The sequence below is a fragment of the Paenibacillus rubinfantis genome (assembly GCF_001486505.1).
Taxonomy (GTDB): domain Bacteria; phylum Bacillota; class Bacilli; order Paenibacillales; family Paenibacillaceae; genus Fontibacillus; species Fontibacillus rubinfantis.
In genome coordinates, this window is sequence record NZ_LN909063.1 from 588,417 (window position 1) to 609,997 (window position 21,581).

Here is a 21,581-nt window from a genome sequence, read left to right on the forward strand (position 1 = left end):
TTTGGGACACAAATAACAGATGTGGATTTATGCATTTTTGAGGAGGTACCTTAGTGATTCGAAGTTGGCAGCGGTGGAATAACGCTTCCCGCAAATGGTTGTGGGTTTTGGTGATTGTCGGAATCCTGGCATCCGTGCCGGTGATCGCGCAGCGGGTTCAAACGGAGTCATCCGCGAACCAAGTGGAGTTCGTCATGAATTATCGAGGTTTGTTGGATATCGCTTCGTATCAAGCGGACCCAAAGGCATATCTTGACGAACAGCTGGATCGGCTGAAGGAAGCCGGCATAGGCACAATGGCGATGTTTGAAAGCACGCTGGACGAATTGTCGAAGACGCGCCGGATTATGGTGTTTAGCTCGGTGGAAGCCGCGAAGCTGAACGGAGCCGTCATTGCAGAGAACGGCAATTATACGTACCTGGCGTTTACCAGTGCGGAGAACGAAGCGGAGCTGAAGCCGATGATCGAAGCGGCGTTCCGCAAGCTGGACGTGCCGGTAGCGAACTGGCAGTATCAGGACCTTGGCGGTCTGGTGATCGGCATGGGGATGGAAGAAGCGGTCATGAAGCCGTTGCCGCTGGATCCGATCGCTTTTGCAATGCTGCGGGAGAAGGGCTTTACCATTTTGCCGCGACTTTCGGACAATATCCCTTATGATCAGGCAGAGTTGGACCAGCAGTTGGCCTATTTTGCTGAAAATGGGGTGACCCGCATTTTGTTCGACGGCGAGGCGGTGAAGGGCTTCACCGAAAATGAGTCGAAGAACAGCCTGCAGGGCTTTGCTGATTTGCTGAAGAAGCATGGTATCGGCATCGCGGCCATCGAAAACCTGAAGGCTCCGCAAAAAGGATTTAATAAGCTGGCCTACTTGATCGACTATAATGTGGTGCGCCTGCACTCTTTGGCCGATACGGAAGCCTCCCAAGATAAGGCGACCTTGGCCGACCGGTTCGTGTTGGCCACCAAAGACCGGAACATCCGGATGGTTTATCTCAACGCTTCTGCTTCCAAGGATCTCGCGAAGGCAGCGATCACCAATCCGATCGACAATCTGATTGGTTCGTTGCAAGCTCCGGGGAAGGCGATTGAGCGTATCGAAAACAACGGGTTTGAGCTTGGACAGGCCGAAGCCTTTACGATTCACGACGCAAGCTGGCAGCGATACCTCAAAGCACTGGTAGTCCTTGGGGGCGTAGCGTTTGTGGCGCTGTTGATCTCTTGCTTCTTGCCATCGCTCACGCTGGCTGCGTTTGTCCTCGGTTTGGTGGGTTCAGCCGGTCTTTACGTACTGAAGCCGGTACTACTTGAGCAAGCGCTGGCCTTGTTTGTAGCCATCAGCGCGCCGACCATCGCGATGGTGCTGGCGATCCGCAAGGTGCAGGAGCTGCAGGAGAAACATTCGAATTTTTCGGGTGGTCGACGGTTGACGCATACGATCGTGTTGTTTATCAAAACCTCGCTGCTGTCGCTGACCGCCGTACCGTTCGTTATTGCTCTTTTGAACAACATCACGTACAGCTTGGTGCTAAATCAGTTCCGCGGCGTAAGCTTGCTGCATCTGGGACCGATTTTGCTGATTGCGATCTATGTCTTCTTGTATCGAGGTAACTCGGTTTGGGAAGAGCTGCGGAAATGGCTGCGTATGCCGATCACGGTGTTATGGGTAGCGGTTGCCGCCGTACTTGGGGTTGCAGCGTTGTACTACCTGTCCCGGACCGGCAATGCCGGCACGCTGCTGCCGGGCGAAGCGGCTTTCCGTTCCTTCTTGGAGAACACGTTTGGCGTTCGGCCGCGGAACAAGGAATTTTTGCTGGCGCATCCGCTCTTTATCGTAGGGTTGTTCGCTGCATTCCGCTATCGCTGGGCGATGTTTGCGATGATTATTGCGGTGATGGGCCAACTGTCGATGGTCGATACGTTTGCGCATATTCACACTCCGGCAGTGCTTTCGTTGATTCGCGATGTGCTTGGTCTCGGACTAGGTCTTGTGATTGGTTTGATTGCCGTTCTGGTTTGGCAAATCATTGAAAGGTGCTGGGATAAATGGTCGCCACGACTGCTAAAACTTTAGTCTTGTCGGGGTATTACGGATTTCGCAACAGCGGGGACGAAGCGGTGCTTCAGTCCATCCTGTTGGCGCTGGAAGAAGAGGGGCTTACCACGGGGGTGGATATTAAGCCCATCGTGCTCTCGATCGATCCGGAATGGACAAGTCGGACGTATGGCGTGGAATCGGTACACCGGATGAAACTCGGCGAGGTAAGGAAGGCTATAAAGAGCAGCGACGGGTTGATCAGTGGAGGCGGCAGCCTGCTGCAGGATGCCACGGGGATCAAGTCGATCCCGTATTATCTGGGCGTGATCAAACTGGCGCAATGGCTTGGCAAGCCGACCTTCGTCTATGCTCAGGGCATCGGACCGGTGAACCGCAAGCTGTTCCGGCCGCTGATCGCTTCGGTGTTCCGGCGCTGCGACTATATTTCCGTACGCGATACGGAATCGGCTAGCTTGCTGCGGGACATGGGCCTTCGCGGGAAGGACGCCGTTCAGGTCGTACCCGACCCGGTGATGGGGCTGACGCTGCGGGAAAACGCCGGCGGGTCGGAAGGGAACGGCGATGTTGGCGAGTCCACCGCCTCGGAGCTGCCGGTGGTTGGCGTATCGGTTCGCTTCTGGAACGAAGCGCGAACCGAGCTAACGCAGCTGGCCGAAGGGCTCTCGCTGCTCTGCCGCCGCAAGCCGGTGCATATCCGGTTCCTGCCTTTTCATCTCCCCAGCGACGTCGAAGCTTCACGCTTCGTGATGGAGCGGCTGGGGAATGTGGCGGAACGCGGCTGCACCGTAAGTATCGCGCCAGAGACGGAGCACCCGCAGGATATGCTGCGGGAGGTGAGCCGGTGCAGCCTGCTGGTCGGCATGCGGCTGCACAGCTTGATCTACGCCGCCTCGCAGAACGTCCCGCTGCTTGGCGTCTCGTATGACCCGAAGATCGACCATTTCTTAGGTCGCATCGGAAGCGTCCCGGTCGGGACGGCGGAGGAGCTGGATCCGCGGATTTTAGCCGCGGAAGGGGAGCGCCTCCTGCAGGAAGCCGGGACGTGGCGCAAGAGCCACGCCGCGCAAATTGCCGAACTGAAACGGGAAGCACGGGTGCCCGCGCGGCGGATCGTTGAATTTTTACGAAAGTGATGGGTGAACAGGTGATGACCAAGATCAAGGAAGGGATTCCGACGGTTTCGGTGTTTGGCGTTCCCGTTAGCAAATGGGGGATGAAGGAAGTGGTCGCCCATTTGACGGAGGCGGTTGCGTCCAAGACGCCGAATCATGTGATTACGGCCAATCCAATCATGATGATGGCGGCGATCGAAAACCCGGAATACAAAGCGATGATGCAAACTGCTGAATTGATCGTGCCGGACGGAACCGGCCTGGTGTGGGCGGCGCAAAAAGGCGGCGATCCCGTAACGGAACGCGTGCCGGGGTACGACTTGCTGCATGAATTGATGAAGCAGGGGGAACGGTTTGGCTGGAAGGTGTACCTGCTTGGCTCTGCACCGGATGTCGTGAAGGAGACCGCACGCCGATTGGCGCTGCAGTATCCCGGAGCGACGATTGCAGGTTACCGCGACGGCTATTTCGGGCCCGATCAAGATCGGGAAGTCATCGATGAGATCGTCAAAGCCGCACCCGATCTATTGTTTGTCGCCCGGGGGGCGGACACGCAGGAGCCTTGGATCGCCAAGTACAAAGATGTTCTGCGCGTCCCTGTCATGATGGGAGTTGGGGGCAGCTTCGACGTCATTTCCGGGCGCACCAAAAGAGCTCCCATGGCTTTCCGGAAGCTTCGACTGGAATGGATGTACCGGTTGTTAAAGGAACCTACCCGCTTCCGCAGAATGCTGGCGCTGCCGAAATTCGCCGTTCGCGTACTGCGGGAGAAAGAAAACCTTACGAAAATGGGCTAAATGTCTCGATTTCCATGAATAACTGCGGTTTTTTGCGCAAATACGGGGTTGGTGTTTCTCCTCAATCGGAGTATAATCATTCCGGTGCAGAACAATTGGAGGTCGAAATTTAATGTTGATGATTTATATCATCGGGTTTATCGTTTCACTTGGCTTGGCTTTGGGCCTAACGCCGCTCGTAAAGAAATTCGCGATTAAGGTTGGCGCTGTGGATGTACCCAATGCGCGCAAAGTGCATACACGAATTATGCCGAGACTCGGTGGTTTGGGGATTTTCTTATCATTTGTCATCGCGTTTTTTCTGCTTCTTCCGTTCCTTCCGGACGTCTTCACGGTACGCGAAGTGAACTTTATCAAAGCTTTTCTGGTCGGAGGCACGATTACCGTCCTGCTGGGCGCTTTGGATGATCGCTTCGATTTGCCGGCCAAACTGAAATTTCTGATTCAAATCGCGACGGCCTGCGTGGTCGTGTTCGTGTTCGATATACGTATTGAATTCGCAAATATTCCGTTCCACACGTATGCGGCAGTGGAGACTTGGGTGGCGATTCCGTTCACCATTCTGTGGATCGTTGGTGTAACCAATGCCATTAACCTGATCGACGGCTTGGACGGACTGGCTGCCGGTGTATCTGCCATTGCGATCGGAACGATCGCCGTCATGGCGTTCTTGATGGGCAACGTGATGGTGGCGCTGTTGTGCTTGCTGCTGTTGGGTAGCATTATCGGATTCCTGTACTTCAATTTCCACCCGGCCAAAATCTTCATGGGCGACTCGGGCGCTCTGTTTCTGGGTTTCTGCTTGGCACTGTTATCGCTGCTGGGCTTTAAGCAGATCGCGATCGTGTCGTTCCTGACACCGCTGATTCTGATCGGCGTGCCGCTCTCGGACACCCTGTTCGCGATCGTCCGCCGCTGGATGCAGAAGAAGCCGATCTTCTCGCCGGACAAGGGTCACCTGCACCATTGCCTGCGCGAGCTCGGATTCAGCCACCGCCAAACGGTGCTGATCATTTATGGCATCGCCGCCTTCTTTGGCGTACTGGCCGTAATCCAGTCGTCGGCCGCGATGTATAACGCCAACTGGGTGACGTTTGTCGTCATCTGCGTGATGGTCTTCTTCCTGCAAATCGGTGCCGAGGTCATCGGCCTGATCGGCAAGACCAAGCGCCCGGTGCTCGACTTCCTCGCTCGTCTGCGTATGAAGGTGTCGGAGGAACGCGGTACGAAATAACAGGACAAGGAACCAAGGGCAGTACGAAATTATAGCATCCCTAAATGGTGGGCAATTATGCATTTCTTGACTTGATAATTGGACAACCCCTGATGGCTTGTAGGCCGCAGGGGTTGTTTTTTTGTCTGCCGCTTGCTCTGGAGTTGTCTAACGGACACTAGAGTCGTTATTTGCACGTTGGTTCGCCCGTTCGTATTCTAACGGACCGAGAGGACCTTATCTCAGGCCGTAGCAGCGCTTTGGCCCTAAGAAGAGCCGAATAAGGCCTCTGGAGTCCGTTAGAACGGGAAATCTCCGGGAAATATGCGAATAAGGTCATTCAGGTCCGTTAGCGATGACCCATCCGGGGCCAACCCGGGGAGGCCAACTCAGGCAGCCTAGGTCAACCCATGCCTAGTTAGGCACCTCCAGCAACCCCAGCAACCCCAGTAACCCCAGCAACCCAGCCTGGCAACCTGGCAGCCCAGCACCTCAGCAACTAGCACCTCAGCAACTAGCACCTCAGCACCTCAGCACCTCAGCACCTCAACAACTCAACAACTCAACAACAACTCAACAACTCAACAACTCAACAACTCAACAACTGAACAACTCAACAACTCAGCAACTAGCACCTCAGCAACTCAACACCTCAGCAACTCAGCAACCCAACACCTCAACAACCCCAGACTACCCCCCGGAACCCAGGCCCCCCCTAGCCAGAAGTGCAACGACATCCCCGCCGGAACGGCGTTTTTTTGACTCCCGCGTTTTTTATTGGATTCTTCTTCATGTTTTCCTAAAATTCTTCCACTTTTCGACCGATAACATATGTAAGTGACGCTTTTGGGCAGTCCCTGCCGAACTTTAGGGGGGGACATCAACACACACTACACAACAAAGGAGAGATTAATCCATGCAACGCTTCAAGAAGCCGTTTCTATGGCTGGCTTTGCTGTCTTTGATTGTTACGCTGATTCCAGTGGGGCTGACTTCCACGGCTTATGCAGCAACAACTTATTTTGCGCCGGATGATCGGGATATTCTGAAAACGGCAAACTACGAATTAAATGCCATTGGCAATGATGCTAACTTGAGAACAAAGGTTAAGGTGACGAATAGTCCAACCATAACGGTTTCGGGGGCCTACTCCAAGGTTTCTGGCGATACCCTTAACGCTCAGGTGGATCTGCTGGCCTGGGATAACGCGAAGGCCACTTGGGTCGTCGACAAGGTCCACACTGCTCCGGGGATCGTCGCGAAGGATCCGGCTAACGAGAACCGGTTTATTGCCTCCAACCTGACCTTGTTCCCGGGATTGAACCGGATTACTCTCAAAGGAACATTTGGTAACGTGGAAGGCTCCGAGACCTTCTTCGTCTTGTATGATAAAATTCCTTATTACTCGAATCTTGCGATCTCGGGAAGCGGCTTCCTTTCGGATATCAGCTTGAACGAAGGAACCCGGGTTGTAGTAAAAAGCCCTCAGATTTCCTTGGTGGGACAAGTATTCAATACAACAAAAGCGACTGTAACGATCGACGGGAAGGAATTGTCGACGGACATTTATAACAATCAGTTATCCACTCCGGCCTTGAAACTATCGCCTGGGTTGAATAAACTGACAATCAAATTCACCAACGGTTCAGATTCGATTGAAATTGCACGTGATGTGTATTACTTTACGGATACCAATCCGTTCATCGATCTTCATGTCGTGGACAAGAACAATAGCTCAAAGACATATGACCTTTTAAAGACCATTCCGAGCTTGCGCGGCGGGGTTACGGACAATGATATTATCGTACAAGTGATGGTACCTTTCAGTGCGGGTAATAAAGAGTTTGAGGAAGATTACGAGGTATCTGTGGATGAAACGGTTATTCCGGCAGCCGACATTAAGATGCTTGCTCCTAACTTATACGATACCGCAGGTAACTTTGTCATTCCTACTGGAGCGGCCGAGGAAGTAATTATTGAAGACTCGACAGGTCCGGTCTACCGACTCGTAACGTTCCAGATCACGGGAGTACCGACGCAGAAAGAGGCGGACGGAACTACGAAGGCGACGCAAGCACCAAAGATTGATGTGAAATATGGGAAGTCGGTTACGACGGACACCCCTCCGGTCACGAAGTGGGCGTTCAGTACGTCTTATACACCTGTCTATCGAGTTTCCGACAAGACGACGATTAAAAGCATAAAATATCTGCCGGATTATGTGGCTGGCGATGCCGGCAAGCTCGATAATCGAACCCAGCTTCCATTAGGCACTGTCGATAAAGGCGACTTTTATATTTTGGTTGAAACGGATGGCGGTATCGTCGCTGCAGATGCGCTGACAGGGAAATACTTGCCGCTCGGAACCAAAAACCTAACGATCTCGACACCTGGAGTCCAAGCGACCTTAGGTGGTACTAACGTTACGAATACATTTATTTATCAAGTCACCGGTTTCGCAACAGGAAGTCAAACGGTACGTTTCGAGTACACGGGGAAGTCAAATCCTTTTGACGCCACGATCTCCTATTCCTCAGTAAGCGGGATATTGGTAGACAATCTAGTAGATGGTCAAACGTATTACTTCAATTCGAAAAACTCTGGGACCGGAAAAACGGATTTTGTGGTTTCCGGGGAATATTTTGGATTCAAGGCATCAACTACTGATGAGATCACAACTCTGAACCCTGAGTATTTCGTCAACGGGATTAATGTAGGTGAGTTAACCGAGGACGAACAAGCCGACTTCGGTACAGATACGACACTGGTCCAAAAAGGTGTAGCGGGGAAAGCAGAGTTCCCTAAATTTGATTTGTCGTTGTATATTTCGGCGAGCGGTCCGCTCGTTGCTGGCGAGAATACCATCGAATTTAGAGGGCAGTATATCGATGCCGCCGGCAACCGGGTTCCGGTGTCCAAGAAGCTCCGTATTTATATTGTTGACGAGAATGTAGCGACAATTACTCAATTCCATCCGGGCAAGGTTCCTCAGACGTCTGTGACCGGCGATATCCGAGCACCGTTCCCGGCGCAGGATGACTTCCTTCTTCCGACGAGTACCACCGTAAAGGATGCCGTTGAAGAAGTGGTGGCAAAAATCACACAAATTCCTACTGAATTTACGCCGAAGGATAATGGGACGTATACTACCAGTGAACTGAGTTACGATATGGTTGTTCGTGGCAGCGGTGCAAGTAAAGTGAACTTGTATCTGGGTTCAGAATCCATCTTTTCACTTATCATTCCTAAGAGCCCGGATAAATTTACCGAGACTAGCGGGTATTATCCTGCTGATACGAAGAAGTACTATTATGAAGTTATCGGGAACAGCAACGATTTCTTACTTCGGATCATGAACAACGTTCAGACGGATGCCAGCGGGAATGTAACCTATTTAGGGGATTTTCAATTTGAAAAAGATACCACGGGTACGCATGTTTACAATCTGGAGTTGATTAATGAGACAGGTGCCCGAACAAACCAGCGGGTAGAAGTTACTCGGGAAGCGGCGCCGTATCGCCTGTTGGCACCTCAGCCTACTGTTGGTGACCAGTATGTGGTGAACAAGAACTTCGTCCGCTTCGATATCGAAGCCGAAGGCGCGACAAAGGTGATCATCGGCAAAGAAGAGGCTACGCGCCGCACTGAACCGGATAAGCAAAATCGTTTTGTTTACGATTATGTTGGTTTGAAGCCGGACAAGGCAAACACGATTAAAATCCAGATCGTTCGGGGTAATGATACGATTGATGATAGCATCAATGTCTACTACACCAGCCAGGTTACTATAGATACGCAATTCATGGCTGAAAAGACGGCAACAAAATATTCGGTATTCAATAAACAATTAGAGTTGACCTTCCCTAAAGGAACGATTATGAGGTCGGCAACAGCGGCCGGAAATACTGTCGCTAAGTTCTATCCGGATACGAAGCTGTTGTTCGGTATTGCCGATCCGAAAGACGGGGTCGTTGAACGTCGGAATGACTACGGGGTTTATTTTAATAACAATACCGAAATCAATGGCAATAATAACTTGTTGGACTCGCTAAAAAGCAATTTCACGTCCACCGTCGATACTTTTAACTTCACGCGGATCTCAAATATTTATTGGATCAGCGGAGGCGTAGGAGAATTAGGCGATAAAGGCACCACGGGCTATAAGCCAGCCACGAACGGCTTGGCACCCTACTCGGTCGAAGGGTTCTTCACGAAATTCGAACCGGAGCGAAAAATCGTTCCTTCCCAGCGCGGGACATTGGAACTGACTTATGACAGCAATGTCGTAGACGATGCGGGCACACTGGTCACGGTATTTAAATACACGGAAATTGACGGTGTCGGAAGATGGACCAGAGTTCCTGGCGAAGTCGATACTAAATCCCATACGGTTTCGGTTCCTTTCGATGAATTTGGGTACTACGCGGTTTATAAGTTGAACCGAAGCTTCACTGACATTACGAACCATCCGTGGGCACGCAATATTCTGAATGGTTTGTATTCTAAAGGAATCATGGAATATCTTCGCTCGGACGCATTCGGTGCCGACGACCTGACCACGCGGGGTGAGTTCGCCACCTTGCTTGTTAAAGGGTTGAGCTTGCCGTTGATACCAGATGATCAGAAGCAAACATTCTTCGATGTTCCTTATGGCGCAAAAACAACGACTTGGGATTATAGACATCTGGAAACGGCAGCAAGAGCCGGTATTATCACAGGCCGGACGGAAGGTTTCTTCTCACCGAACATGACGATTACGCGTCAGGACGCTGCCGTGATGATTGCTAGAGCGCTCAAGTTGAAGCTGGCACTGAACGATCAGAAGCTGAAGGATAGCGTGGCTAAATCGTTCCTGGATGCAGGTAGAATTGATTACTACGCACTGCCTGCTGTCCAAGCCGTAACGAAGGCTAAAATCATGTCCGGAAGTCCCGTCACTCTGCCGGGTGCAAAGAAAGCTTCATATAACTTTAATCCGACCAGTGAAATGACGCGGGCGGAGGCAGGGAAAATCGCCGTTGAACTGTTGAAGAAGAGTACGAGTATTTTCCCGAAGAACTTTAGCTAATTGATCTTCACAAAGAAGCGGCCGGAGTCGTATCCGGGCCGCTTCTTTAGTGCGCCACGCATGGCGCGTAGCTAGGCGGTGAAAGTCCGCTATGGGGGCTGGCAGTTGCCAACCATTAGCCAAGAGCAAGGGTGTCCATCGTGAGGTGGAATCTGAAGGAAGCTGGAGGCAAAGTCCCGGCCTGAGGAACACGAATCGCATCAGGCATCCAAAGTGGGATGAGTCTGCTAAACAAGACGAAATCCAATAAACTGCACGGACACGCGGATGTAAATGCGGCGGGTATACGGGATGAAAGTTACGCGTCTTACCGTGGGAGGTCTCATGGACGTGAGGAGATGAATTTCAAATCATGGTTGAAACAAGATTTATCATGAGAAGTCAGCAGACGCCATAGTACCTCGGTTAGTCGACAACTTGAGGGAAGGGCTGAACCTAAGGAGGTGTGGGTTAATGAATGGTACCGAAACAGGAGTCAAGTGCAGCCAACTTCGAAGAGAAGGCTCGACGCAAAACGTACATGCGGAACATGGAGAATATGCGGGAGCGCACAGTCCTGAGCGGATACCTGAAACCGACAGCACCGACGCAACCGAGTCGAAGGACGAGTTGCTTGAGAAAATCGTTAGCAGAGACAACATGAACGAAGCGTTCAAGCGGGTCAAAACTAACAAAGGATCTCACGGAATCGACGGGATGGGAGTAGATGAACTTCTACAATATCTCCGAGAGAACGGAGAAACCATCAAGGAATCCATTCTGGACGGAACCTACCGTCCGAATCCTGTTCGAAGGGTAGAAATCCCGAAAGAGAACGGAAAGAAGAGAAACCTGGGAATTCCTACGGTTGTTGACCGAGTTATCCAACAGGCGATCGCTCAAGTGCTTACCCCGATCTACGAAAAACAGTTTTCGGAGAACAGTTTCGGATTCCGACCCAAGAGAAGCGCACATAACGCTATTCAGAGAAGCCAATCAAACATCGAAGAAGGGTACAAATACGTGGTCGATATGGACTTGGAGAAATTCTTTGACACCGTTAACCAAAGCAAATTGGTGGAAGTCTTATCCCGAACCATTAAAGACGGGCGGGTCATCTCGCTCATCCACAAGTACCTGAAAGCCGGCGTTGTCGTGAAGCACCGCTTCGAGGATACGGAAATCGGCGTACCGCAAGGGGGCAATCTGAGTCCAATTCTCAGCAACATTATGCTGAACGAACTGGACAAGGAACTGGAAAGCCGCGGGCACCGCTTCGTGCGCTATGCGGACGATCTCCTGATCTTCAGCAAAAGCAAAAGGAGCGCGGAACGGACACTGGAGAACATTCTTCCCTTCATTGAAAAGAAGTTGTTTCTCAAAGTGAACCGGGAAAAGACAGTGGTGGACGAGGCGTGGAAGGTTAAATTTCTTGGGTTCTCCTTCTACAAAAGGAAAGGAGAGACACGAGTCCGCATTCATCCGAAATCCGCTGCCAAGATGAAAGCCAAAGTAAAGGAGCTCACGTCCAGAAGCAACGGGATGGGAAATGAAGAACGAGCCGAAAAGCTTAGACGCTACATCATGGGGTGGATCAACTACTACAAAATAGCGGATATGAAAAGTATGCTCCAATCCACGGATGAATGGATGAGAAGGCGGATTCGCATGATCTTCTGGAAGCAGTGGAAACGAGTGAGGACGAAATTCGAGAAACTGCAATCGCTCGGAATCCAAGGACAAAAAGCATGGGAATACGCAAACACGAGAAAGGGCTACTGGAGAATCTCCAATAGCCCCGTCCTCTCGAAGTCCCTCGGAAATAACACTCTCAAGGGCTTAGGATTTCTCTTCTTCTCGGATTATTATCGACAAGTAACTGCGAAAACTTAGGAACCGCCGTATACCGAACGGTACGTACGGTGGTGTGGGAGGTCGGCTACTCAATTAATGGGTAGCCTCCTACCCGATTTTCCAATTACATCATTTTGTGTTTTCCCCAGCTTTACGTTAAAATAAGCAGAGTAATAGACAATACGCAAAAGGGTGAACTTGAACAGATGAAACCGATTCTATCTAAACCGCAGTTGGGTTATTCAAAAGCGAAACGCAAATTTGAGGATAAATCCAAAGTTTTAGAGAAGCGCATTGAAGAAACTGCAAAACTGCAAGAAGTAACCCAAGAAGTAATGGAAGGCCTTGTTCTGGAAACGGGTTTCCATGATGCATTCACCGAGCTGCGTGCAGCCGAGAACGAATTGATCGAGTGGTCTCATATCACTATGAAGCATGAGAAGACATACAAAGACAACAAGCAAGCGATCGATGAAATGTATGAGAAACTGAATACCGATCCGCAAATGCGGGCTCGTATTATCCAATTGGCCATGAGAGTAAGATAACTTCAAAAGCCTATTGGTACGAGATTACCTATAAGGCGTCCCATTTTGGACGTCTTATTTGTCGTGTCCGAACATACAATGGAGATAGTGTGAAAATGGGAAAAGTTGCTTAATGACTGACATATTCCGGCATGATATACTAATTTCCGTCAGGCGGCAAGGAAGTCAAAAAGGCGTAACTGAGGGGAATCTTAGAAAAAGTTACAATCTCGCAATTTTTTTTAAAACCCCCGCAACTTTTTGGAACCTGCTGCGTTTAAGATGTAGAGCATTGACAATGGCGACCAAATTAGACATGGCAACGTCTTCCTCGTAGGGAAACTTGTCTATCTATTAGAAAAATTAGCTTTACGGCTATGGGGACCCATTGTATAATGTTTAGGTAGGATTAGGAAACTAGTCTATTTCTACATTCTATCAAATGAATAAGGTTACAAGTTTCTGCAGTTTTGCTGCAGACCTAATTTATAGGAAACTTGCTCAAGCTCTGGAAAGGGGGTGCAATGGCTAATGAGTAACACGAGCTATTCATTTAAAGAAAATTCTCATGTGATAGTTAATCAAGGAGGAGAAAAAAAGGTTATGAAGAAAATTTTGTCCGTAGCTTTGTCTACAGCAATGGCATTCTCCATGTTTGCTTCCGTAGCATTCGGTGCTGATGCCAAACTGACTCCAGAGCAACAATTTAACGCTCTGAAAGAAGCAGGTATCGTATCTGGCTTCCCAGACGGCCTGTCCCACTTGGAAAAAACGTTGACTCGCGCTGAACTCGCGAAAATCATCGTTAACTCCCTGAGCTTGGAACCAGTTGACGCTACTTCTTACAACGATAAGAACTATGCAAATCACTGGGGCCGCACTTACATTGAAGCTGCTACACAAGCTGGCATCCTCAATGGTAAAGATGCAGCTAAGAAACTGTTCGATCCGAACGGCGCAGTAACTGTACAAGAACTGGCTAAAGTTCTGGTAACTGCTCTGAAACTGGAAGTTCCTGCTGACGCTAACAACACAGCATCTGCATGGGCTAAAGGTTATGTAGCAGCAGCTGTTAACGCTGGTTACCTGGCTGACGGCATCAACTACCAAGCTCAAGCAACTCGCTCCCAAGCAGTTGTAGCAGCTTACGCTATCTACGAAGCAGCTCAAGTTCCAACGGTTAAATCCTACAAAGTAGTTGACAGCAAGAACGTTGAGTTCACGCTTTCCAACGACGAAGTAGTGAAAGTAACTTTGGAAAAAGCTTTGGAAGCTAACAAAGAAACTGAAGTTACTTTCAAAACTGCTGCTGGTGAAGAAGTTACAGCGAAAATTACTTGGGTTGTAACTGAAGCTACTAAGGTTGAGAGCGTGTCTGCTAGTAACTTGAAACAAGTGGTAGTAACTTTTGATGGAGAAGTTGACAAAGCAACTGCCGAAGATGCTTCCAACTATACTCTTTCGAATAGCTTGACTGCTGAATCTGCTTCTCTGTCTGCTGACGGAAAAACTGTTACATTGACATTGAAAGGCGATAAGCCTAGCGATGTGATGACAAATCAAAAAGAATATAAATTAACCATCAGCAACGTTAAAGCTGGAAGCAAGGTGTTGAGTGTTAAAGACTTCAAATTCACTCCGCTTGACAATGCCGTGCCTACAGCAACTGCCGTTCAAGCTCTTGGTAATAAAACGGTTAAAGTAACATTTAGCGAACCGATTTACAGAGCGAATGCATCGAGCATCACTATTGACGGTAAAGCGGCAGTTGGCTATGCTGAAGTTGCAGGTAATGTTGTAATCTTCAAATTGTATAGCACTTTGGAAAATGCTGAACATACAATTTCGATTGCAAATGTAGAAGACTTTGTTCCATTTAAATCCGCGCCTCAAGAACTTAAATTCACGGTTGTAGAAGATAAAGAAGCTCCTACAGTGGCAGCTGTTGAAAAAGCTTCCTTCGAAACGGTCCGTATCAAATTTAGCGAACCTGTAGATAAAGCGACAGTACTTGGATCCAATGTTTACTGGCTGCAAGGTTCCACTAAGAAATATGCAGGTACAAACGTAACTCAAATCAGTGATGATACTTATGAGTTCGATTTCTCTGCTAACCGTATTCAATATGCAACTGCTCTCTATCTGAATGGTATTAAAGACTACTCTGGAAACACTATTGCAGCTGATACAAAGGTTGAAGTGAATCCTGTAGTTGACCAAACTCGTCCAGAAGTTGTAAATGCTGAACTGAATGATGATAACAAAACTTTCGTAATTAAATTCAGCAAATCTTTATTGACGTCTTCTGCTAATGATGAAGCACATTACATCGTTCGGGATGCAGATGGAAATGAAGTTCGCAAATCTAAAACAGCTGTTCTGAGAGCAGATGGTAAGACAGTTGATGTAACTCTGGTTCAGGCTTTGGATTTGGGCAAGACTTACACCTTGGAAGTAGCTGGGGTACAAGATACTACTATCTTGGGTAACTCTTCCCTACCTTTCAGCAAAAAATTTGAAGTTGCTAACACTTCTAAAGCGACTGTATCGATCGATAAGCTTTCATCTGACAATAAAATCGTTGTGAACTTCAGCAAGACGGTTGCTTTGTCGGGCGACGGTGCTGCTACATCTTTTGACAAATACTACTACTCCAAAGATAGCGGAACTACCTGGAATAAAATCCCGGATAGCACTGATTTGAGAGTAAGCCCTGATAGCAAATCGGTTATCTTAACATTTGATGTGGATGATCTGGATGTAGATGTCATCACAAACTTCCGCGTTCAACTGATTAAAGATACAGATGATCAATATATCGCAGGTTTGTATCAGGACTTTAATAGTAGTTCTATCGGAACAGGTACTGCACCTGCATTGAAAGTGACAGATGCTGTATATGCTGTTGCAGACAATAAGATTGAAGTTGAATTTGACAAAGATCTTCTTGCTGCTTCCGTCTCTGCTTCTGACTTTGAGGTTAAAGCAGGAGTTGCTAAACTTTCCGTTATCAGCGCTGCTCTGAAATCCGATAACTCGAAAGTTGTTGTTCTGACATTGGCTGATGGCAATAAAGTGGATTCTAATGGTAATTTCGGTGCTTACGGTAAACCGACTGTAACCATCAATGCTAATGCTAGAACTGCAACTGCTGCGGGTATCGCAATTGCTCCTAATGCAATTGGTCAAGTTGCTGGCGATAAGATTGCTGGTAGTCTGACAAATGTTACAGCTACAACTACAGCAGTAACACTTGCCTTCTCTGAAGATCTTGCAACTGTAACAGGTGCTACTAATCTGGCTAACATTGCAACAGATCTTGAACTGAAGAAGACTAACGGAGATTCTGTTGGCTTTACAGTTACTTCGGTTTCTGGTACAACTGTAGTTCTTAATATTACTGGTGGAACTACCGAAAATGTTCTGCAAGTAAAAGTTAAGAATGACGCAAGATTCCTGAAGGATGTATCCGGTAACTTGATCAAAGGATCTGACTTGGTTGAGTTCGTCGTTGTTACACCATAATTAGCAAGACATAAAAAGGAGAGCCCTTAGGGGTTCTCCTTTTTTACATAATGGAAATTTTTGATAAAGGGGTGTTTTGAGAAGAAGCACAAGTAAACTCTTGAAATCGATCCTTGGATCTTTTAGTTCATGGCTAGACTTTAACTCTCATATAATATGCTGGTGATTTTGCGGAGAATGAAGGTAACCAGAAAGCGGAAAACATACAAATTCACTCCGTTGTTTAAAGGGGAAAATACCTAATCAATTTTTTTATATACGAAACCTTTCTGATTCAAATACGTTTAAATTTGTAAGAACAATTATGCATGGGAGGAAAGGCTTTGAAAAAGATACCAGTGACCGCCGCTGCATTAAGTTTTAGTTTGTTGCTTTCTGGAACATCAGGAGTAATGGCTGCGAGTACGACCACTCCGAAGACAACAACGAAACAAACAAAAACGATTGTAAATACTTTGGAAAAACTAAATCCTATTAAAATTACAGCAAAAAGTACGGTTAGATTGACCGATGTAAACATCTTAACTTTAGATGATGAGAGTATTCTAACTTATACATTGACAATTACAAATGGAGATAATAAGTCGCTAGATTTGCTCGATTATTGGTCGAAGTTGAAAACAAACAGTGGTACAACGTATAGTACGTCACTGATGACCAAAGACAAAGATAAGAAAAAACTGTCCGCGGGTTCCTCAACGACATTAACTTATGTGGCTAAAGTAGGGAAAAACATAAAAGTAAACAATTTAGTATTTCAAGTTATTAAATGGGATTTCAGCCAAGCTAATTATGAAAGTTTGAAAGGGCAGATTAAGATTCCTGCTACATATGTAACTTCAACACCTTCGGATCAATCGAAGACTTTAAAAGTTTTTGATACACCTGTGAAAGCGAAAGTAAGCCAAGTGGCAGCATTTGCATCAGGTGATTATAATTATGTGAGTATTGGATTAGATCTCAAAAATATAGGATATAAGATTTTTGAAGATCCTAAGGTTAAATTCGTAATTAAAACAGACAGTGGTGCAAGTTACCCTATGTCCGCAGACACTTCAAGTGTTGACTATAAAATACAGCCACAAGACAGTAAGACATTAAATTTAATGACCGCCATTCCTAAGAGTATCAAACTAACGAACATGCAATTACAACTTGTGCAGGATGATGAAACTACGAAGCTAAGTTTACCAATCGCAACAATGCAACTTCCCAATGCGTCTAACAAATCTCTAGCGGTTCAACCTAATGCGGAAAAATACATTTCTTTAGGTAGTGGCAAGATTGCTGTGAAAGTTTCTGGGGCTACGTTGCTACAAAGCCTTAATGAGCACGATCTATCAGTTCGCTTTGCAATACGGAATACAACAGGTACGACTATTACCATTCCTAAGTATCAATTTGAGCTTCAAACTTCGGATGGATATCGCTTACCAATTACGACAGCCAGTATGGAGAATGTAGTTTTACAGCCATTAGAGGAGAGAGTAATTAATCTGCCAGTAAGCATACCGGCAAATGTGAGCACGAGTAACCCACAACTTTTTATGAGTCTCCCTGCGGCGACAGATTCTAAGGATTTGTTTGCTTACCCGGTTGGAATTTTTGCGCTTCCGGCAATGCAACCTATGCAAAATATGATTGGTCAAAAGCAATTTATTCAAACGAGTAATGGAATTCTTGGAGTTACCTTGTCCTCCGTGCAAAGATTACCTTGGAGTGACGGGGACTTAGTCTCTGCGAAAATTAAAATCGATAACACAGGGTTTAAAACAATTCAACTACCTGAATTGACTGGCGTTCTAAAAGTAGATTCAGCAATGATGACATCTACAACTCAGTTAATTACTACGCAAAGTGTAGGTTTGCTTGGTGCTAATATGTCGACAGATGTGTATGTTATAGCCAAAGTTCCTAGTTACCTAGATTTTAGCCAACTTCAGATATCGCTGTTGGAAAAACTCAAGGAGAATGCTACTACTGAATGGATTCAATTTAGCAGTGCAGGAACCGCAACAGATATTCCTGAAATCAGTAGTGGTGAAACATACAAGATTGAGACATCTGGCCGTAAACAAGAGTTAAGGGTATTGAGATCCTTTGTTTTTTCTGGTACTACCTCTGATATCATATATACTGAGTTGGAATCAAAGAATATGGAGGATCATCAACTTGATCTGTCACAATTAGCTGGTGCTTATGAAAGCGCGAGTGGCCTAACTTTCAAGGCCAATGTAAGCCAGATCGATACTTCGGTGGGGCCGGAAGAGAAAGGCATAGTAACTTTGTGGTCTAAGATCCCGAAAACTATTTCAGCAAATGGTATGAAATTGATTGTTGGTGAGGGTATAACCGATGGGAAATTGACTCCTGTTAAGGAGGCTTCGACAGGTTATGTGAATGCTGCTGCGCTCTCATTAGCTATCGTACAACCAACTGTTAATAGTACGTTAAGTGCACTAAACATACCGCCATATAACCTAACTGTGAGGAGCGTAGGAGCAAGTCTTAGTGGTTCGTCTTCGGTTAGTGTTAACTTTGATTATAGCTTATCCAGGGATATGAACTATGCAGTGGGTGAGTCCGAGCACAAATATCTATTCGAAATTGTAGATTCAAGTACTGGCCGGACCTTCGAACAAGAATTTACTCCAGAAAAAGACTTGAAATTAACTACGAGTGGTAGTAGTAGTTTTAGTATTAATGATTCGGTCTTTGAGGGTAAAACATCAGGTTCGTTCTACCTCAATGTTTATGATTTATTCCAGGGGCAGAAAGTTAAACTGGGAAGTCAAGCTTATTATTATGCTTCTAACAAAAATGATTAAAACAACAAGCCCAAATCCCCTCCGGATTTGGGCTTGTTCCTTTCTACCAAAACCTCTATCATAGACAGTAACAGAGTCATAGAGGAGGAACATAATGAAGACGGGTTGGAAAATAGCAACGGCCGTGGTATTGATTGGCGGCAGTGTATGGGCAGGATCGCTGCTAAATATGCAAGCGGAGGGTGCGGGGACGACACCGGGAACGGCGGATGATCCGGTGGTGACCAAGAGCTATGTGGATCAGGCGATTCAACAGGCGATTGGAGGCGGAGGAGGCTCCAGCACACCGAGCACGCCTTCTACAGGCGGTTCTGGGAGCAGCTCCAGCGAAGCGGGGATTCAAATCGTTGATGTCAAACCAGGTAAGATTCTAGTCGCTGCTGCAGGGGCAGAATTTATTGTCCGTTCTGGCAAAGCGGTTATTTATAGTGCGGATTCCAATGGGGTCGCGGACCTTACCGATGGGAAGGATATTCCGAATGGAGGCACCGTGGCGAACAATCATCTGTTGTCTTTTCCTAGAGAGGGCCGGGGGATTCAAGTGCAAGAAGGGGATACCCATAACCTCACAGTCATGGTACGCGGCGGATATCAAATCAAATAACCCGGTTAGGCAAATGGCATGATTGGGCAGAAGAGACAAACATTCCTGAGCGTAGGGAAGGCAGAGGGATGCCATACTACCTCTTGAAAACCAACTTTTCAGGAGGTGCTGAAATCATGGCAAGAAATAACCGTAAAATTGTTCCGGAAAGTCGTCAGGTGCTGCAACAATGGAAATACGAAATCGCCGCTGAATTCGGGTTGCCTGTAGGTTATGGGGCAACAGGAGCAGCGGACACGGAGTTTGCTGGAGAATTAGGCGCCTTAGGTGGCACGCAAAGCAGCGGTGGAGGCTGGGGACATCTGACCTCTCGTGAAAACGGCTCCGTTGGCGGAGAAATTACGAAACGCTTGATTGCTCATGCAGAGCGGAACTTTATTCTATAAGGTGATAAGTTCAAAAAGACAGGTTTTCAGGACCGAGAAGGTTGGATGAAGCTAGGGATTGAGTAGCGGAGCGTAGACAGATCTACATGAGCAACGCAAGGCCGGGCTGAATTCAAGATTCGACGTCGAATTTACTTCAAATGCTCTACTTCGTCATGAAAAGAGGCTTTTTGAACAACCATTATAAATTATTCCACAAAAGCCATGAATTATTTTGACATGACTTGGCAAATACGATACTATTTCCTTTAAGGATGCTAATCCAACCTTTTCCGATTTGGGAAAGGTTCATTTTTTGATTAGGCATGACATTGTATTGGATAGACAGGCTGCAGCCATACTATCCATGGGAGGTTGAATCTATGTCCGTACAAGGGCGACACCTATTTACTTCCGAGTCTGTAACCGAAGGGCACCCGGATAAAATTTGTGACCAAATTTCCGATGCGGTGTTGGATGCTTTTTTGGCGAATGACCCTTATGCTCGGGTAGCCTGTGAAGTATCGGTAGCTACGGGATTGGTGCTTGTGATCGGGGAGATCAGTACGAAATCCGAGTATGTCGATATTCCGGCGATCGTTCGTAAGACGGTCAAGGAGATCGGGTATACGCGTGCTAAATATGGCTTTGACTACAATACCTGCGCCGTGCTGACTTCATTAAACGAACAGTCTGCGGATATTGCTCAAGGCGTGAATGCCGCGCTCGAGAATCGGGATCCGGCTCAGGTCGACAAGGAAACCGAAAATATCGGGGCTGGCGACCAAGGCTTGATGTTTGGATTTGCTACGAACGAAACACCGGAGCTGATGCCGCTTCCGATTGCGCTCTCGCACCGGATCGCACGCCGCTTATCTGAAGTCCGCAAGGATGGTACGCTGGAATATCTTCGTCCCGATGGCAAAACCCAGGTGACGATTGAATATATTGACGGCAAGCCAAAACGTGTCGATACGATTGTTGTATCCACACAGCATGCCGAGGAAATCACTTTGGAACAAATCCAAAGAGATATTAAGGAGCAAGTTATTCTCCCGGTTGTTCCAGCTGAACTGCTGGACGGGGATACGAAATATTTTATTAACCCAACGGGACGGTTCGTTATTGGTGGACCTCAAGGGGATGCCGGTTTAACCGGACGGAAGATCATCGTCGATACGTATGGCGGATATGCTCGTCATGGCGGGGGAGCCTTCTCGGGGAAGGACCCGACAAAAGTGGACCGTTCCGCAGCTTATGCGGCTCGTTACGTAGCCAAGAACCTGGTTGCTGCCGGATTGGCCGATAAGGTGGAAATTCAGCTGGCCTACGCCATCGGTGTAGCGAACCCGGTGTCCATCAACGTGGATACGTATGGCACCGGCAAAGTATCGGAAGAGAAGCTGGTTGAGCTCGTACGTGAGAACTTCGACCTTCGCCCAGCGGGAATCATCCGGATGCTGGATCTGCGTCGTCCTATTTATCAGCAAACCGCCGCTTACGGGCATTTTGGCCGTACGGACATCGACTTGCCTTGGGAAAGAGTGGACAAGGCGGAGGCGTTAAAGGTGCAAGCGGGGATCTAAAAGGATTTGATACGTCAAAGGATACCTTATCTCACTTGGTGAGAGTAGGTATCCTTTTTTTGTTCG

12 protein-coding genes are annotated in these 21,581 nt (G+C 47.7%); all 12 read left to right on the top strand.

From position 1 onward, the window contains the following. The first annotated feature begins 53 nt into the window (after positions 1 to 53). Positions 54 to 2,072 (top strand): DUF5693 family protein, encoded by a 2,019-nt coding sequence (locus BN3277_RS07795; RefSeq protein ID WP_059041678.1) that lies wholly within the window; start codon positions 54 to 56, stop codon positions 2,070 to 2,072. Further along, the gene (gene csaB, locus BN3277_RS07800) at positions 2,045 to 3,190 is read left to right on the top strand and encodes a polysaccharide pyruvyl transferase CsaB (protein WP_059041679.1); all 1,146 of its coding nucleotides are present in this window, start codon (positions 2,045 to 2,047) and stop codon (positions 3,188 to 3,190) included. Before BN3277_RS07795 ends, csaB begins: the two co-directional genes overlap by 28 nt. 14 nt (positions 3,191 to 3,204) lie before the next feature. Continuing rightward, positions 3,205 to 3,966, top strand: a complete 762-nt coding sequence (locus BN3277_RS07805) for a WecB/TagA/CpsF family glycosyltransferase (RefSeq protein ID WP_089153322.1) — start codon at positions 3,205 to 3,207, stop codon at positions 3,964 to 3,966. 112 nt (positions 3,967 to 4,078) lie between these two features. Further along, on the top strand, positions 4,079 to 5,200 hold the full coding sequence (locus tag BN3277_RS07810; RefSeq protein ID WP_059041681.1) for a glycosyltransferase family 4 protein: 1,122 nt from the start codon (positions 4,079 to 4,081) through the stop codon (positions 5,198 to 5,200). Positions 5,201 to 6,095: 895 nt separating this feature from the next. Next, positions 6,096 to 10,247, top strand: coding sequence for an S-layer homology domain-containing protein (locus tag BN3277_RS07815; RefSeq protein ID WP_059041682.1), 4,152 nt, complete (start codon positions 6,096 to 6,098; stop codon positions 10,245 to 10,247). A 453-nt stretch (positions 10,248 to 10,700) separates the two neighbouring features. After that, positions 10,701 to 12,119 (top strand): group II intron reverse transcriptase/maturase, encoded by a 1,419-nt coding sequence (ltrA, locus tag BN3277_RS07820; RefSeq protein WP_059041683.1) that lies wholly within the window; start codon positions 10,701 to 10,703, stop codon positions 12,117 to 12,119. Between the two features lie 167 nt (positions 12,120 to 12,286). Then, positions 12,287 to 12,628 (top strand): hypothetical protein, encoded by a 342-nt coding sequence (locus BN3277_RS07825; RefSeq protein WP_059041684.1) that lies wholly within the window; start codon positions 12,287 to 12,289, stop codon positions 12,626 to 12,628. A gap of 510 nt (positions 12,629 to 13,138) precedes the next feature. Continuing rightward, positions 13,139 to 16,132 carry an Ig-like domain-containing domain gene (locus BN3277_RS07830; protein ID WP_059041685.1) on the top strand — a complete coding sequence of 998 codons (2,994 nt, stop codon included), beginning with the start codon at positions 13,139 to 13,141 and terminating at the stop codon, positions 16,130 to 16,132. 323 nt (positions 16,133 to 16,455) lie between these two features. Beyond that, positions 16,456 to 18,960 carry a hypothetical protein gene (locus BN3277_RS07835; RefSeq protein WP_232436358.1) on the top strand — a complete coding sequence of 835 codons (2,505 nt, stop codon included), beginning with the start codon at positions 16,456 to 16,458 and terminating at the stop codon, positions 18,958 to 18,960. Positions 18,961 to 19,054: 94 nt separating this feature from the next. Then, on the top strand, positions 19,055 to 19,564 hold the full coding sequence (locus BN3277_RS07840) for a hypothetical protein (RefSeq protein WP_059041687.1): 510 nt from the start codon (positions 19,055 to 19,057) through the stop codon (positions 19,562 to 19,564). Between the two features lie 116 nt (positions 19,565 to 19,680). Next, a complete protein-coding gene (locus BN3277_RS07845; protein ID WP_059041688.1) occupies positions 19,681 to 19,950 on the top strand; it encodes an alpha/beta-type small acid-soluble spore protein in 270 nt (89 codons plus the stop codon). Between the two features lie 362 nt (positions 19,951 to 20,312). Next, complete coding sequence (gene metK / locus BN3277_RS07850; protein ID WP_059041689.1) at positions 20,313 to 21,515, top strand: methionine adenosyltransferase; 1,203 nt, start codon at positions 20,313 to 20,315, stop codon at positions 21,513 to 21,515. Positions 21,516 to 21,581: the final 66 nt, after the last annotated feature.